Raw genomic sequence first — 16,265 nt, 5'->3', positions numbered from 1 at the left:
AAGGGCTACTTAAAAAAGGTGCTCATTTACTTATATATCTTCATATAACGGTGAAAATGGATAGGCTTTCGTACCAATGCGCACCAGTTGGTGAACGCTCGAACTAAGGTTGCCGGCATTTTCATTCAATTGAACAGGAGGATGGGCATATGCATGTAAGACAAAAACACGTGTATGTGGGAGTAGACTTACATAAGCAACACCATGTGGCGGTTATTATTAATTGTTGGCAAGAGAAACTAGATGAAATAAAGTTTGAAAATAAACCGTCTGCCTTTTCAACGTTTTTACTGGATATTTATCAACATATGGACGATGGTTTGACACCTATTTTTGGTTTAGAAGATGTTGGGGGCTACGGGAGAGCATTAGCTAAATATTTAGCAGACCATGAACAAATTGTAAAAGAAGTAAATCCAGCTCTTTCATACGCTGAACGCAAAAGTCACATGACCACAAAAAAAGTGATAGCTGGGATGCAGAATGTGTAGCCAGAATTTTGGTGAACAAACTAGACCAGTTATCAGATGCTAAACCGCAGGATTTGTTTTGGTCGATACAACAACTGGTCACTAGAAGAAATGCATTAGTAAAGGCACAAGGTGCTTTAAAAAACCAACTACATATTCAATTAAGCCACCACTATCCAAGCTATAAGAAGTTTTTCTCAGAGGTTGATGGAAAAACAGCATTGGCATTTTGGGAACGATATCCGTCTCCACCTTGTTTAGAGGGTGCAAGTGTTAAGTAATTGACCACTTTTTTATTAGAAGCCAGTAACAATACATGTTCGGTGAAAAAAGCGAGTGAAATTTTAAAATTGGTGAAAGAGGATGGAAACACAGTAAGAGAACACCAAGAAACACGAGACTTTCTAGTAAAGAGCATCGTCCGAGACATTTCATTTAAGAAGCAGGAAATGCGCTATGTGGAACGAGAATTAAAAGGGTTAATGAGTTTACTAGACGTTCAATTAGACACGATGCCAGGCATAGATCTCGTGACAGCTTCAGCTTTAATTGCAGAAATAGGCGATGTACGCCGTTTTCCGAATGCCAACAAATTAGCACGATTTGCGGGTATTGCGCCTGTTTACTTTGGCTCTGGTGGGAAAGGAAGGGAACAAAAAAGCAAGCAAGGAAATCGGGCGCTACACGCTTTATTTTACAACTTAGCTGTACAGCAAGTACAAGTGGCAAAAGGAAGTAAGCTGCCAAGGAATCCAGTATTCCATGCATACTATCAACGGAAACTAAAAGAAGGGAAAACAAAGGGACAAGCATTGGTTTGTATAATGAGACGGCTTGTAAACATTATTTACGGCATGATGAAGCACAAAACAGCCTATGAATTACCGATAATAAAGGAGGAAAAAGTAGTTTAATAAGGTTTAAGAGAGATTGTTTTTTTATTAGCGGATATTAAGATTACAACATAGGGTACGGGTAAAACAGTTGATGATTTAATTGGCGGTGCAAAACCTTTACAAGAGAAGAAATCCACAATATATCCGAAAACTGGTGGATATAACGAAGCATTAAAGGATTTCGAAGCATTAAATCCTATAAATATAAAACCGCTTATTGATAAGAAGACCGGTTTAGAGATTGGTAAACGAGGTCAGATAAATTTAAATGGCAATATGGTAGATATAAATGTAAGATCGAAAAGTTCAGGTAATGAACCAACGATTGAGATTATAGAAGGTAAGTATGATAGAATAAAATTCCGATATTAAAAGGAGTAAAACTATGGAAAAAGAATTTTGGCAAAAATGGGAACCTTTGGATGATTTTCCTAATGGAATTTGGCTAGAAAGCCTTTTGCAAGATAGGACCGGATTAAAAATACAATTTGAAAGTGAAAATGACAAAAAAATTGAATTTATTTTTGGCTATACAGCGTTATCTTGTAGAATGACCGATGAAGGGGATATGTTACAATCTATCAATTACTGGTCAGAAGAATATGGCGGTGACTTTTTTTCATGGCCATTATATAAATCAAATAATTCTTCATTTATAAAATGGTTTAATGAAGAAAGTTGTGAAAAATTTATCGAAAAGAATATAGAACATTATGTATTTATTACAGAAGATGATATCATAGAAGTGATTTCAGCAACTGCACCACAAATAGTTATTTTCTAGAAATTTTGCTAGTTGGGCTACCACACGATGGTTAAAGGTGGTCAGCTATGACAAATGAAAATGCATACTGTTAGAAAAGATACTAAGATGTCATATAAGAGCTTAAAATATAGTGGGACAAAGTGAGAAGAATGATTTGTTTTGAAAATCGAGAGCTCATGAAATTTTGTAACATTAGGTTAGGGCTACAGAGAAAAGAACTAGAATTAGGCGAGAGACATTTAAAACGGCAATGTTGGTATAATGTGGAATAACTAACAAGAGTGACCAAACTTATATTTATAATAAAGCAATAAGAGCGAGATAACTTTTACTTAAAAGAATTATTAATGGATGTCATACTGTCAATATCAACCTATAAAACTTGCAAATATTAATAAACTTAGAAAATTAATAAATCTTAAAGCACTTGATTGTCTATAATAAGCGACAAGTGCTTTTTTGCATGTTTAAATACGCAAATTTAAAATATTACCATTTAATAGCATCAGTAAAAGTGTACAAAATGCGAATAAAGGTTTCTTAGGCAGTGTAAAAGAAAAAGTCAAAAAGCAAGTAGTGAACGTGAAAACACAGATACAATCCAAAGTAGCCGAAGTCAAACAGCAACTGCGTCAGATGCTACGATCACAGCAGCATGAATTTTCATTAGCAGGTATAGACGGTAGATACATAGAGGATACAGGAACAGTTGGAAGAAACACAACAACTCCAAGTCCGAAGCCGTCTAATACCCAACCATCACAAAATGGCTCGAATAAAAAGCCTACCGAGGATAAGGGTACAGGTAATAGTAGGTTACCTGTGTTAGGGAAAAATGATGCTGACCCATTTATATATATATATATGGTCCAGGTCGTCTCTCACATCCTGAAGAATGGGAAAGTATTATTAAGAAAACAAAGGAAGCGGGGACAGAAGTAAGAATATTAGATCGTGATATCATAGCGTATGCACCAAAAGGAAGCATTTGGTCCTATAAATGAATAAAGGGAGGCGATGAGAAATGAAACCTTTAAGTTTATCAAGGGAAATTAGAGAGGGAAAACTAAACGACCTAGAGATTATTAAATGTTTGGATATTCATCATAATCAAGTATTGGTGAGTGCTATAGATCAGATTGTCAATAGAAAATTATGTAATGAGAAAATTATATCAAGGTTAGTAGAGATTAGTGAATTTAGAGACCCTAAAGTAAATAAACTTTTCGGTATTGATACAATAGGCCATTATAGCATTGCGGCACTTGGGACTATAAATACACCTGAATCGAAATTGAAATATGAAGAATTAATGACTGATCTTGATGAGTGGGACAAAGAAATTGTGATAAGAATAGTTAATAACATGAATAATTGAACTAATGGTAATAGTGAGTTCATGTATAATGTTAAATCCCTCCTCAATTATAAAGGGAGGTATAAAAATGTTTGAAGACAAAGTCAGAGCAATCTTAGGTGCAAGAGCATTACTAGATAATAATGATCCAAGAATTGAACAAAGATGGGAAGAGTTAATTATTTTATTAAGCGGAGATGCAAATTAGACTCTGAATTTTTTGCAGGTTTGTATAAAAACAGAACTTTCATTTTTAAGTGATGTTTTTGAAGAAGTGGCATCTAATTTGCAAAGAAAAAGTATACTGAATTACTGTATTGCTTAGATCAAAGATACCCGGACTTAAATTTGAAGAGAAGTATACAGATTACTGAGAAACACATGGATTAAATTTAGGGTATCGAAGTTTTTGAAACTAAAAGTTGATGCGAAAAAATATTTAATTTAAACTAATTATTTCTTTCGAAGAAACAAATAATGATATCTTATATCAAGAGAGATTTATTTTGAATACCAAACAAACCTTGATTGGCTAATCACCTTTCAAGGTTTTTATTATGGTTAAAATAATAAGATTCTAGGGTCAAAATCATAATATATAATAGACAGTATATCCCGGTACATAGTAGGATTACCTTTCCTGGCAAAAGCCCAGCAACAGGTAAAGGCGGCTGTCAAACAAACGAAGCAGGTAATGAAAGAAAAGGTACTACCAGTGGTGAAAAAAGCTGCGCAAGCAACCAAGAAACCAACGAATAGTTCAAGTACAAAGGCAAAAACTGCGTCAGTGGATAAAAACAGGATAACAAGTGAAGCCGAACTAAAAGCCCTATTAGATGAGCACAGAAAAACGAGAGTTATCGGCAGTGATGGTGAACCAATCACAACGCTTGCAGATAAACGCAAGGTCTTAAGTGCAGAATCAACTGTCACTCCAGATGGCCTATATCCTTATGTGATGCTAGGCTCCAAAATGTCATATGCCCTGTTTATTGAGGATTATCTCAAAGTGTCTGATGCAAATGCGCCAATTAAAGAAAATTTTGAAGCAGCGGTCTCATTAATTAACCCTGTTAGGAAAGTGAAAAAGGGCGAAGAAGTATTAGAAAACGTACGAAATTGGGAAAAGGTAATAGAAGATACCTACGATTCTTGCCAATAATAAAGGCAAAGGATGCAAAGACAACCCAAAAAGAAATCGATCAACTAGGCGAGTATGTGAAGAAGCATGATAAGGGTACGGGTAATGTTCAAACTGGGGGTCGTAATAACCTCTCAGTAGATGAATATTTCCGTCAAGAAGCTGAAGCATCGAAAATGTATGATAGTATAAGAGCATCAACTTCAGATGTTCAGGCGATTTCAAAGAACACAGGAATTTCAGAAATTCGAATTCAACGCATCAAAGACCATGTATTTAATAATGAACATATCAAGTCAAGTGGAAATGGAAGGTTTGACCCTGATTATGAAATTGCCCAAGCATGGACTAGATTACAGCAAGGAACTTACAACTCGAAAGACATTGATTTATTGAATCATGAATTGTTTGAGTCAAGGTTTGAAGGTATATTTAAGACAAACTATGAAACTGCTCACGACGCTGCTATTAGGTCAGGTCGTCCGTGGGAAATAGATTAGAGGTGATCATAAATGGGAGCTTTTGTTTTACTCTTGAAAGACTACGAGGATGAATCAGTTGTGATTTATAGATTCGGTCCAAAAGAAGAGATAATGGGAAAGATTGAATTAAACAAAGAAACTAGAATGTTCTCCGAATTAGAACCGATTAACAACCCAAATCATTCAAGTCAATTTTACTTCGATAGAGCGGCTCAAAGAATGGCAAGATTTCTAGTTAAGGACGGCGGTGTATTTCCTGAGAAAATGACATTTGAATCCTAAGGAGTTTAAACCTTGAAAGGCCTTTCAAGGTTTTTTACTTCAATCTATTTTAAAACAGATGATAATTGGTGAGACAATAAGAAAATGATTTGTTTGAGAATCGAGAGCTCATGATGGTAGTACCATCATGGAGTATCGTGTTAACAGTTGGATGAACTGAACAATAACGAGAATTAGGCGAGATGACATTTCACATAGCAGGGGTAGTTATGACATAGAATGGCAAAAAACTAAAGAGATTGACAAAGCTCGTGGCGATAAACAATAGGAAACGTGAATGGGAGTCCTTATGCTGCGTTGGTTTAATAAATTGCGGGTTGTGTTTTTATTAGAGACGGTCGTATAATACTCGCTATTCGTTTAAAAAGTGTTACATAAATTGTAATTTTCGTAACGGGAGGGTGAAAAGTTGAACGTTGTTGGGTATATACGAGTCTCAACTCAAGGGCAGGTAAGAGATGGATATAGCTTGAAATATCAAGAAGATGAAATTAAAGCATATTGTAAGGAACAAGGCTTAAACTTGATTCATATTTTTAGAGATGAAGGAATTAGTGGCGCAAAACTGAATGAAGAAGCATTAGAAATAGACAGGGTGGGCTTACAGGAGATGTTGGCTCACCTTTCGTCTGTCCAAATTGATTATGTGGTGGTGCTGAATACAAGCCGATTATGGCGGTCAGATATTGTGAAGGTACTGATTCAACGCGAGTTGAAGAAATATGGCTGTGATATTAAAAGCATTGAACAGCCATTTTACAGCATTCACAAAAAAGACCCAAACGACTTTTGGGTCAATGGCTTAATGGAGTTATTAGACCAATACCAACGACTTGAAATAGCCCTAAAACTAACAAAAGGGAGAAATAAAAAGGCAAAGGAAGGCGGAGATGCAGGAGGAAGGGCGACATTTGGCTATACCAAACAAAAGGGTGAAAAAGAACTAAAAATACATTACGGGCATGCAGAAGTAGTAAGAAGATTATTTCAACTTAAACAAAAAAATAAAAAATGGTCACTGTCTAAGTTGGCAGATGCTTTAAATGAAGAAGGGTATCAAACAACCCAAGGGAAAGCATTTACGAAAGTACAAGTGAAGCGAATATTAGACCGAGAAAGTTTTTATCAAGGGATCTATACATACGGACAAATACAGGCAAATGGAAAACATGAAGCAATAATTTAAAAGGTTACTTAAAAAAGGGACTCATTTTCTTATATATCCCTATGTAAAGGTGAAAATGGATAGGCTTTCGTACCAATGCGCACGATAGGTGAACGCTCGAACTAAGGTTGCCGGCATTTTCATTCCATTGAATAGGAGGATAAGTTAATGCACGAAAGACAGAAGCATTTTTATGTGGGGGTAGATTTACATAAGCAACACCATGTGGCGGTTATTATTAATTGTTGGCAAGAGAAACTAGATGAAATAAAGTTTGAAAATAAACCATCTGCTTTTTCAAAGTTTTTACTGGATATTTATCAACATATGGACGATGGTTTGACACCTGTTTTTGGTTTAGAAGATGTGGGTGGTTACGGTCGAGCACTGGCACAATATCTAACGGACCATGGACGAGTTGTAAAAGAGGTTAATCCAGCACTTTCATACGCTGAACGAAAAAGCCATATAACCACACAAAAGAGTGATAGCTGGGATGCAGAATGTGTGGCACGCATCTTGTTGAATAAACTGAACCATTTGCCAGATGAAAAACCACATGATTTACATTGGTCGATACAACAGCTGGTCACTAGAAGAAATGCATTGGTGAAAGCATAAGGTGCTTTGAAGAACCAACTTCACATTCAATTGAACCACCATTATCCAAGCTATAAGAAGTTTTTCTCAGAGGTGGATGGAAAAACAGCACTAGCATTTTGGGAAAAGTACCCTTCACCATCTTGCTTAGAGGGTGTGAGTGTAAAACAATTGACTACCTTTTTATTAGAAGTGAGTAATAATACGTGTTCCGTGAAAAAAGCAAATGAAATATTGAAGCTAGTAAAAGAGGATGGGAATACAACAAAAGAATATCAAGAAACACGAAATTTTTTTGTAGAAAGCATTTTGCGCCATATTTTATTTGGAAAGCAGGAAATAGGCAAGGTGGAAAGAGAATTAAAAGAGTTAATGAGCTTACTAGACTTTCAACTAGACTCTATGCCAGGAATTGACCTTGTGACAGCTTCCGCATTAATTGCCGAGATAGGTGATGTAAGGGTCTTTCCTAATGCCAATAAATTAGCACGATTTGCGGGGATTGCGCCTGTTTACTTTGGTTTTGGCGGGAAAGGCAAGGAACAAAAAAGCAAACAGGGAAATCGGGCGCTGCACGCTATATTTTATAACCTCGCCGTACAGCAAGCGCAAGTAGCAAAAGAGAGCAAACTTCCAAGAAACCCAGTGTTCTATGCTTACTACCAAAGGAAACTTAAAGAAGGCAAAACAAAGGGACAAGCATTGGTTTGTATAATGAGAAGGCTTGTGAACATTATCTATGGAATGATGAAGCATAAAACAGCTTATGAATTGCCGATAGTGAAAGAAAAAGAAGTAGTTTAATAGTGGTAAATAACTGATTTTTTTATTTTTAGCTTTTAAGATTACAACATAGGGTACGGGTAAAGTTGAAAATGCAAAATTTAACAGCAAGATATATTCTTCTGTAGAATATCAAGGAAGAAGGGTTTATCAAAGGAATGATATTGATTGGAACATGGTTGATCCTGATAAAGGTCTTACTAATTTAGAGAGGGCTCAAATGGGATGGGCACCTTTAGGTAGAGATGGTAAGGCTATCAATTTGCATCATATATTACAACAGGAACCAGGACCAATGGTAGAGATTCCTCAAACAGTACATCAGAAAAACTATCGAATTCTTCATAGACTTTTAGAAAAAAATAAATTTAAAAGAGTTAAGCCTATTGATAAAATAGCTTCAAAGGCTAATAAATCTATAGATGAGATTTCAGAGATTAGGAAGGAAAGAAAAACGAGGAAAAAACGTAGTTTTAGGAGTGACCCAGATTTAGATCAAAAATATAATGATTTTCGAGGAGATTAATAGTAGAATTAGTGATATTGAGAAAAGGCTTAATGTAAAGTTGCCAGAAAGTTATAAATGGTTTTTGCGAGAATATGGAACTGGGGGAGTTTTTGGGATAGAGATTTTCGGAGGTGGACTTCGCGGGGTTTCAACTTGTGTAAGAGAAACGGAAGAATGGAGAAAATATGGTTTACCGATGGAGTTCGTTGTAATACAGAACTACGGATCCGGTGTGTATTGTCTTGATACTTCAAGATTAGCCAATAATGAATGTCCGATTATTGACTGGGAGCAAGATGACGAGGATGGAATAAATGAATATGAAAATTTGTATACATTTTTAGTAGAAAAATTCTCAAAATAATTCACTAAACCTTGATCAGGTGCTTGTTACTTAATCAAGGTTTTTCTTTTTCTTTTTCTTTTTCTTTTTCTGTTTGTCTTGAATCTTACAATAAGTAGCAGATATATGAAATTGGTTGCAGTGACAAAAGATAAAACTATTACATTTACTACTTGGTTTATATTTACATACGAGAATGACAAAGTTCGTGGCGATAAACAGGAGTACAATGAAAGACGCTCATTTTTAACTTGTTTACAGTTAAGAATATTCTCGAATTTGAAGTACTAACTCCATGAAGGTTATACCATCAAGGAGTATTAGCATTATTTTAATATTACGGCAATTAGAGCGAGAATAGGCGAGATGACATTTTACTTACAAGGACTACTTTATGATGTCATAAGAAACAAACACACGAGATTAAACAAGCTAACGGGTTTAAACGTTACACTTGCTAAGTGTTAATAAAGATGTCATACTGTCAATACTAAAATAACTTATAAAACTTGCAAATATTAATAAACTTAGAAAATGTATGAACTTAAAGCACTTGATTGTCTATGACAGGCGACAAGTGCTTTTTTGCATGTTTATATACGTAAATTGGAAAGATTACGATTATTTAATTAGTGTACTAAGTGTTAAATTTTATACAAGTACTTGCATACAAGGGGAGGAGCAGGCAATGTAAATAAAGGTTTCGGTAGATAAGTTTGTAATAGATTATAAGGATGTACAACATTCTACATTTTTACGTGTTTATATGGTGGGATTGCAAAAATATAAAGTGAAAATGGAGATTTATAGTGGAACATATAGCTATAAACTGCACATGCGGAAAAGTGACGATGTATATATTCATCTATATTATAAAACTTTAGGGAAACAGAATGACATTTACATACCCCTAAGGATTGAGACAAGGCCAGAGCATTAGGCAAAGCCTTAGTAAGTACTGTAACACCTAAAAATATGTTAGACACACTCCAAGTAGGATTAGATGTCGTAGGGCTGGTACCGGGGGTTGGAGAAATAGCAGATGGCTTGAATGCAGTGATTTATTATGCAAGAGGAGACAAGGTAAATGCAGCCCTCTCCGTAGGAGCGATGATACCATTTGCAGGAATGGCAGTGACAGGTGGTAAATTAGTAACTAAAGGTGCTAAAGCATTTAATGGTGTAGTTGATGGTATTAAAACCGTTACGAATAAAGGTCCAATAGGCCAACTAAAAGAAAAAGCCACTAAAAAGCTAGACACCGTAAAAGATAAGTTCCAAACAAAAGTAGCCGAAGTAAAGGACCAGTTCCGTCAGTTGGGAACACCGCAGTTAAAGTTGGCCGGTGTGAACGTTGGCCGAATAACGGATACGGGAACAGTCGGGAAAAATAAGCCAACGCCGAATCCAAAACCATCGAATAGTTCCAAACCACCAGAAAAAGATAGTAAACCTGCTGAGGGAACTAAGGGTATAGATAAAACTGTAAAACCTAATGATGTCGTACCATATAGACCTAGTAATTCACCTTTAGAAAATCACCATGGTGTTATGGATGTGTGGGCTAAACATAATGTTTCAAACTATGTAAGTAGAGGAGGGAATACCCCGACTATAGCATTAACAAAACAACAACACGATGCTACAAAAGCTGTGTATAGACAATGGTTATTTGAAAAAACGGGTAAAAAAGTTGGAGGGAAAGTTGATTGGCAATCAGTCTCACCAAAGGAGATACAAAGGCTTACAGAAGATATGTTTGATGCTGCAAATGTTCCTAAATCAGCTAGACAGGAGTATTACAAAGCTTTTAATCTTTATAACTATCGGGAGTGAAGTAAATGGAGAAGATTAAGCAGTTACTTAAAGAAATAGAGGTTTTACCTTACTGTCGTATATTAGAACCTACTGGGCTACCTAGTATTGAGATAACAAAGCACATATTACCAGAGGATTTAAAAGAGTTTTATAGTCTTTGTGGTGGATTAGTCTTATTCGAAAATGAAGATTACCCCATTTATATTGTTCCTCCAGAAAGATTTATTCTTGCAAATCCAATAATAGTAGGTGAATTGTGCGAAGAAGATATCTCATCTAATTGGTATATTATATGTAACGATGGCAAGGATGAATATTTAACAATAGACCTCAAAGAGGATAGACTAGGGCGATGTTACGATAGCTTCTTTGACCGTCACGGACTTGTGGGGGAGTCGCAAATTATTGCAACTTCCTTTACAGATTTACTTGAACGATTGATAAGTAATCAAGGTCAACATTGGTATTGGCTAAGAAATGATTTCGTTAATCTAGGTGATGCTTATGATGACATTGATTAAATAATAATTACTAAACACAATAATTAGAACCTTGATTGGCAAAAAGTCCGTCAAGGTTTCTTTTTGTGAGAGGCTACCCAGTGTTGAATATCCTGCTTACAAATACAAGATTTGATGTAACCTTTGTAATACCTACAAGATGTATTATCAAATTATATAGTACGTACATTCACTATTAAATTTATACCCTATTTATAGCATTTTCTACATTCACAATAACTTGAAATCGTCAGTTACTTCCACTCTAATCTTTAAATACTTTATCTTTGTTTTCTCTACGTTCGAAATTTTTTTCGCAACTTTGACGTACATAGAACGATTACTATGTCGAGAGGTTACTCCACCTCCATTAACTCCTGAATGTCGATTTCTAACACTTTACATACCGTTTCTATCGTTGACAGATAAACCCTGTCCACATTGTCTGAACAAAGATGGCTTATTGTATTGGGACGAAGCCCTGTCATACGTGCCAATTCACGTTGTGAAAGGTCACGTTCTTTCAAGATTTCTTTTAGTTTGATTGAAATAGGCATAGTGATTCCCTTTCTCTTTTTCATGTTACGTTTACGATACACTACAAATTTGTATCGGTAAAGGGGTTGAATGTATCGCTAAAGCCGCATACAATGAATTTATAATGAATATAGCGGCTAAGCGTTACGTTAATCTCAATTAGCGTAACGGAGGGGGAAATATCATGAAAGTTATCGGATATATTCGAGTATCCACGCAAGGACAAGTAAGGGATGGATACAGTCTTGCTTACCAAGAAGATGAAATTAAAGCGTATTGTCAGACTCAAGGATACACGCTTTTACGCTTGTTTAAGGACGAGGGTATCAGTGGGGCTAAAGTCGATGAAGAAGCGTTAGAAGTGGACAGATTAGGATTTCAGGAGATGTTGGAGTATCTCTCCTACCATGAGGTGGATTATGTTGTCACATTGAATACAAGTCGATTATGGCGGTCAGACATTGTAAAAGTGTTAGTTCATCGTGAATTTAAAAAGCTTGGAGTGGACATTCGGAGTATTGAACAACCACAATATAGTATCCATAAGAAAGACCCTAGTGACTTTTTAATCAATGGCTTAATGGAGTTATTAGACCAATATCAACGATTAGAAATATCGTTAAAGCTAGGAAGAGGGCGAAACAAGAAAGCCCAACAGGGTGGCTATGCAGGTGGTAATGTAGCTTTAGGCTATAAAGTGAAAAAAGGTCAAAAAAGGCTTGTCATAGATGATAGACAAGCACAGACAGTACAAAGAGTATTTGACTTAAAGCAACAATATCCTTCTTGGACATTATCTCAGTTAGCAGAGAAAATGAATGAGGAAGGACATCGAACGAAACAAGGGAAGTTGTTTACGAAAGTCCAGATCAAACGGATTTTAGATAGAAAAGCGTTTTATAGTGGGCTATATCACTATGGAGACATAACAGCAGATGGCAAACATCAAGCCATTTTATAACGGTTAACAGATAGAGAATGGATAGGCTTTCGTACCCTTGCAAGTCTTTATGAGACTAACGCTCGACCTAAGGTTGCCGACATTCTCTGTCTCACTTTATCCGTTTAATCTAAATGAGGGGTGAGGTTTTCTGATGAAACGAGATAATCATATTTATATAGGGCTAGATTTACATAAATTTCAGCATACGGCAGTGATATTGGATTGTTGGTTTGAAAAGCTAGGAGAAATGACGTTTCAAAATAAACCTTTGATGTTTCCAAGTTTTTTAGAATACGTGAATAGATTCCTATCAGAAGGATTGACTCCTGTATTTGGATTAGAAGATGTGGGTGGTTATGGTAGAGATTTAGCGTTATACCTATTAGAACAAGGTTATATAGTGAAGTTTGTTAATTCCTCCTTATCCAATGCAGAACGAAACAGCTACGCCATGACTCAAAAGAATGATAGTTGGGATGCCCAGTGTGTGGCAGATGTTTTAATTCGTAAGCTACCGTATTTACCAGACGCTACACCATCCGATATTCATTGGATAATCGCTCAACTTGTGGGCAGAAGAAATGCTTTAGTGAAAGCACAAACTGCTTTGAAGAATCAACTTCATATGCAATTAAACTATCATTATCCAAGTTACAAGGATTTCTTTTCAGAAGTGGATGGCAAAACAGCATTAGCCTTTTGGGGGAATTATCCCTCTCCCTCTCATTTGGAGGGGGAAACAATAGAAAGATTAAGAGTATTCCTATTAGAAGCGAGTAACAATGCTTGTTCAACGAGAAAAGCAGAACATATTTTATCACTTGTTCAAACAGATGGAGAGATAAAGCGTGAATACCAAACATCAAGAGATTTTATCATTCAGAGTATCGTCCGAGATATTCGCTTTAAGAAGCAGGAAATTCAGAAAGTAGATAGAGAATTAAAAGTAACTATCCAAACACTAGATATGCAGCTTGAAACGATGCCAGGGATTGATACGGTTACTTCCTCCGCTTTGATTGCGGAAATCGGTGACATTCATCGGTTCGCAACCTCTGATAAACTGGCAAGATATGCAGGAATAGCCCCTATTAAAATGGGGTCGGGCGGTAAGGAAACGATGAAGAAAACAAAGCAAGGTAATCGAAAATTATATGATACCTTTTACAACCTAGCTGTTCAACAAGTTCAAGTATGTAAAGGTAGTAAAATACCTCGTAACCCTGTGTTTTATACTTACTATAATCAGAAACTAAATGAAGGAAAGTCCAAGGCACAAGCTCTTCTCTGTATTATGAGAAGGTTGGTCAGAATCATCTATGGTATGATGAGAAACAAAACGGCGTATATCATGCCAGATCAACCTAAAGAAAAAGTAAGTTAAACAAAATGGGTGGTGGTTTAACAAACTATCATCCTTTCATAAAGTACATTAGTAGATATTCCTAAGGGTACGGTTAAAGACGATATTTATAAAGTAACGCCTAAAGAGATTCAAAAAGCAATAGAAGGGTACGAACAAACAGGTAAATTCAAAGCAACTTTTAGAGGCTTTGAGGTTAAAGCTCAACGCCCATTATCACATTTATCTGATAAACAAGTAAAGTTTTTATTTAAAAAAGGTTACTCTCCAAAAGATGGAGCAAATGATACAATTATACTTCATCATCATGAACAAAAAGTTGAAGGACCAATAATTGAAATGCCTAATCGATATCATGATTTAGGGAATAAAAGACAACATCCATTAGGGAATAAAGGTGGAGTTGGTGCCGGTGAAGAAAGACAGCAATTTAATACATGGCGTAAGGAATACTGGAAAGCAAGATATGCAAATGAAATTATTAAAAGGGGGATAATTGAATGAAAATAGAATTGTTAAATGCAATTGATGAAGAGTTTGAAATGTGTCCTGAAGCATTTGGAGGACCTGTAAACATTGAGGATGTGACACAAGCTGAAGACGAGCTAAAAGCCAATTTGCCAAATGATTTTAAGATTTTTCTTTTGAGGTATGGTTCGGGAGCAGTTGGTGAAGCAGTTGTTTTAGGATTGAAAGAGGCGGAGTTTGTTGCTACGCCGTCATTTGTAAATCAAACACTTAAGTTTAGAGAGAGTCTTCCGAAAGATTATGAGAAATTTGTTGTAATTGGAATAGATGGTGCAGGCAATCCAGTAGGTTTTAATTCACCTAGTATGGAAATAATAAGGTTTGATCATGATACATGTGAAGAAGAAGTGATTGCTATTAATTTTGAAGAATATTTAGAAAAGGCATTAAGAGAAGAAATAAATATACACTTTTAATGATATGTAGAGGGTAAGTGTCTCAGAGCGTCGACATACTAATTTCTAAGCAAAAAATTAGTAAGTTCTGACGCTCTTTTATACTTTTCTAAGAATCTTTAAATTCCTCTGGAGTGTTTATTGAATGTTGGCAGAAGAAGTTAGATGAGTTAGATGAGTTAGATGAAATACATTTTGAAAATAAGCCTTTTGCTTTTTCAACGTTATTATTGGTTATTTATAAACATATGGACGATGGTGTGATAACTATTTTTGGTTTTGAAGATGTAAGGGGTATGGGAGATTTTAATCTGAATATTTGATGATTTATAAAATTATAAAAAGTGGTTCCACCTTTTTATAAGCTGAAAGTACTAGCATACAAGGGGAAGAAAATGCGATGGAAATAGAGGTTTCAATAGATAAGTTTGTTATAGATTATAATGATGTACCACATTCGGCATTTTTACGTGTTTATATGTTGGGAGTGAAGAAATATAAAGTGAAAATGAAGATTTATAGTGGAACATATAGCTATGAATTGCACATGCGGAAAAGTGACGATGTATACATTCATATATATTTTAAAAACTTTAGAGAAACAGAAGGATATTTACATACCCTAAGAATTGAGAAAAGGCCAGAGCATTAGGCAAAGTCGTAGTAAGTACTGTAACACCTAAAAATATGTTAGACACGCTCCAAGTAGGATTAGATGTCGTAGGGCTGGTTCCGGGGGTTGGAGAAGTAGCAGATGGCTTGAATGCGGTGATTTATTATGCAAGAGGAGACAAGGTAAATGCAGCCCTCTCCGTAGGAGCGATGATACCATTCGCAGGAATGGCAGTGACAGGTGGTAAATTAGTAACTAAGGGTGCGAAAGCATTTAATGGTGTAGTTGATGGTATTAAAACCGTTACGAATAAAGGATCAATAGGCCAACTAAAAGAAAAAGCCACTAAAAAGCTAGACACCGTAAAAGATAAGTTCCAAACCAAAGTAGCCGAAGTAAAGGACCAATTGCGTCAGTTGGGAACACCGCAGTTAGAGCTTGCCGGTGTGAACGTTGGCCGAATAACGGATACGGGAACACTTGGGAAAAACAAGCCATCGAATAGTTCCAAACCGCCAGCAAAAGATAGTAAACCTGCTGAGGGAACTAAGGGTGCGGGTGAAGCTCTGGGTAATAAAGAAGTAGCAGTAGGAAAAGAGATTATTGCCCAAAGGGTACTGAAAGCAGAACTTGATTTAACACCAAAACTTACACCATACAAATCTTTAAGTAGGGGTCAGCAGAAAAAAATAAAAGAAAAGATTGAAAATCGTACAGTAACAAAAGAAGAATATAAAAGATATCAATGGGATAAAAGATTTTCAAAAAGAAGAGC

Annotated in this window: 16 protein-coding genes and 4 pseudogenes; 19 read left to right on the top strand and 1 reads right to left on the bottom strand. The window is 35.8% G+C overall.

Annotation, left to right across the window (positions count from 1 at the left end; translation table 11 throughout):
• The first annotated feature begins 149 nt into the window (after nucleotides 1-149).
• The 13 genes and pseudogenes from C9J37_RS25870 (at nucleotide 150) to C9J37_RS25805 (ending at nucleotide 11,132) form a co-directional block, all read left to right on the top strand.
• Nucleotides 150-1,384, top strand: a pseudogene (locus tag C9J37_RS25870) (IS110 family RNA-guided transposase).
• Between the two features lie 367 nt (nucleotides 1,385-1,751).
• Nucleotides 1,752-2,150, top strand: coding sequence for a hypothetical protein (locus tag C9J37_RS25860; RefSeq protein WP_107897693.1), 399 nt, complete (start codon nucleotides 1,752-1,754; stop codon nucleotides 2,148-2,150).
• Nucleotides 2,151-2,714: 564 nt separating this feature from the next.
• Nucleotides 2,715-3,074, top strand: coding sequence for a hypothetical protein (locus tag C9J37_RS28605; protein ID WP_167397435.1), 360 nt, complete (start codon nucleotides 2,715-2,717; stop codon nucleotides 3,072-3,074).
• An 82-nt stretch (nucleotides 3,075-3,156) separates the two neighbouring features.
• Entirely contained in the window at nucleotides 3,157-3,510 is a 354-nt protein-coding gene (locus tag C9J37_RS25855) for a hypothetical protein (RefSeq protein WP_036217931.1), read from the top strand.
• A gap of 673 nt (nucleotides 3,511-4,183) precedes the next feature.
• Nucleotides 4,184-4,651 carry a hypothetical protein gene (locus C9J37_RS25845; protein ID WP_107897692.1) on the top strand — a complete coding sequence of 156 codons (468 nt, stop codon included), beginning with the start codon at nucleotides 4,184-4,186 and terminating at the stop codon, nucleotides 4,649-4,651.
• Nucleotides 4,642-5,130, top strand: coding sequence for a hypothetical protein (locus C9J37_RS25840; RefSeq protein ID WP_107897691.1), 489 nt, complete (start codon nucleotides 4,642-4,644; stop codon nucleotides 5,128-5,130). Before C9J37_RS25845 ends, C9J37_RS25840 begins: the two co-directional genes overlap by 10 nt.
• A 12-nt stretch (nucleotides 5,131-5,142) precedes the next feature.
• Nucleotides 5,143-5,394, top strand: a complete 252-nt coding sequence (locus C9J37_RS25835) for a hypothetical protein (RefSeq protein WP_107897690.1) — start codon at nucleotides 5,143-5,145, stop codon at nucleotides 5,392-5,394.
• A 409-nt stretch (nucleotides 5,395-5,803) separates the two neighbouring features.
• Nucleotides 5,804-6,580, top strand: coding sequence for a recombinase family protein (locus C9J37_RS25830; RefSeq protein ID WP_107897689.1), 777 nt, complete (start codon nucleotides 5,804-5,806; stop codon nucleotides 6,578-6,580).
• A 147-nt stretch (nucleotides 6,581-6,727) separates the two neighbouring features.
• Nucleotides 6,728-7,963 (top strand): annotated as a pseudogene (locus tag C9J37_RS25825) (IS110 family RNA-guided transposase).
• Between the two features lie 154 nt (nucleotides 7,964-8,117).
• The gene (locus tag C9J37_RS25820) at nucleotides 8,118-8,468 is read left to right on the top strand and encodes an HNH/ENDO VII family nuclease (protein WP_107897688.1); all 351 of its coding nucleotides are present in this window, start codon (nucleotides 8,118-8,120) and stop codon (nucleotides 8,466-8,468) included.
• Entirely contained in the window at nucleotides 8,449-8,814 is a 366-nt protein-coding gene (locus C9J37_RS25815) for an SMI1/KNR4 family protein (protein WP_107897687.1), read from the top strand. Before C9J37_RS25820 ends, C9J37_RS25815 begins: the two co-directional genes overlap by 20 nt.
• Nucleotides 8,815-10,260: 1,446 nt before the next feature.
• Nucleotides 10,261-10,629 (top strand): annotated as a pseudogene (locus C9J37_RS25810) (sugar-binding protein); the annotation flags it as partial.
• Nucleotides 10,630-10,634: 5 nt separating this feature from the next.
• On the top strand, nucleotides 10,635-11,132 hold the full coding sequence (locus C9J37_RS25805) for an SMI1/KNR4 family protein (protein ID WP_107897686.1): 498 nt from the start codon (nucleotides 10,635-10,637) through the stop codon (nucleotides 11,130-11,132).
• 335 nt (nucleotides 11,133-11,467) lie between these two features.
• Here C9J37_RS25805 and C9J37_RS25800 read toward each other — a convergent pair whose 3' ends face one another.
• Nucleotides 11,468-11,668, bottom strand: coding sequence for a helix-turn-helix domain-containing protein (locus tag C9J37_RS25800; protein ID WP_107897685.1), 201 nt, complete (start codon nucleotides 11,666-11,668; stop codon nucleotides 11,468-11,470).
• A 164-nt stretch (nucleotides 11,669-11,832) separates the two neighbouring features.
• Between C9J37_RS25800 and C9J37_RS25795 the strand changes: the two genes are divergently transcribed.
• The 6 genes and pseudogenes from C9J37_RS25795 to C9J37_RS29205 all read left to right on the top strand — a co-directional run.
• A complete protein-coding gene (locus C9J37_RS25795) occupies nucleotides 11,833-12,609 on the top strand; it encodes a recombinase family protein (RefSeq protein WP_107897684.1) in 777 nt (258 codons plus the stop codon).
• 133 nt (nucleotides 12,610-12,742) lie between these two features.
• Nucleotides 12,743-13,975 (top strand): IS110 family RNA-guided transposase, encoded by a 1,233-nt coding sequence (locus tag C9J37_RS25790; RefSeq protein ID WP_107897683.1) that lies wholly within the window; start codon nucleotides 12,743-12,745, stop codon nucleotides 13,973-13,975.
• 57 nt (nucleotides 13,976-14,032) lie between these two features.
• On the top strand, nucleotides 14,033-14,458 hold the full coding sequence (locus tag C9J37_RS29485) for an HNH/ENDO VII family nuclease (protein ID WP_107897682.1): 426 nt from the start codon (nucleotides 14,033-14,035) through the stop codon (nucleotides 14,456-14,458).
• Nucleotides 14,455-14,898: an SMI1/KNR4 family protein gene (locus C9J37_RS25780; RefSeq protein ID WP_107897681.1), complete on the top strand. Its 444-nt coding sequence runs from the start codon at nucleotides 14,455-14,457 to the stop codon at nucleotides 14,896-14,898. Before C9J37_RS29485 ends, C9J37_RS25780 begins: the two co-directional genes overlap by 4 nt.
• A 379-nt stretch (nucleotides 14,899-15,277) precedes the next feature.
• Nucleotides 15,278-15,529, top strand: a complete 252-nt coding sequence (locus tag C9J37_RS25770; protein ID WP_107897679.1) for a hypothetical protein — start codon at nucleotides 15,278-15,280, stop codon at nucleotides 15,527-15,529.
• Between the two features lie 35 nt (nucleotides 15,530-15,564).
• Nucleotides 15,565-16,265: pseudogene (locus tag C9J37_RS29205) on the top strand (hypothetical protein); the annotation flags it as partial.

Source organism: Lysinibacillus mangiferihumi (assembly GCF_003049665.1).
In the GTDB taxonomy this organism is placed as follows: domain Bacteria; phylum Bacillota; class Bacilli; order Bacillales_A; family Planococcaceae; genus Lysinibacillus; species Lysinibacillus mangiferihumi.
The sequence above is the reverse complement of the archived record's forward strand: the minus strand, read 5'-3'. Positions and strand labels throughout refer to the sequence as shown.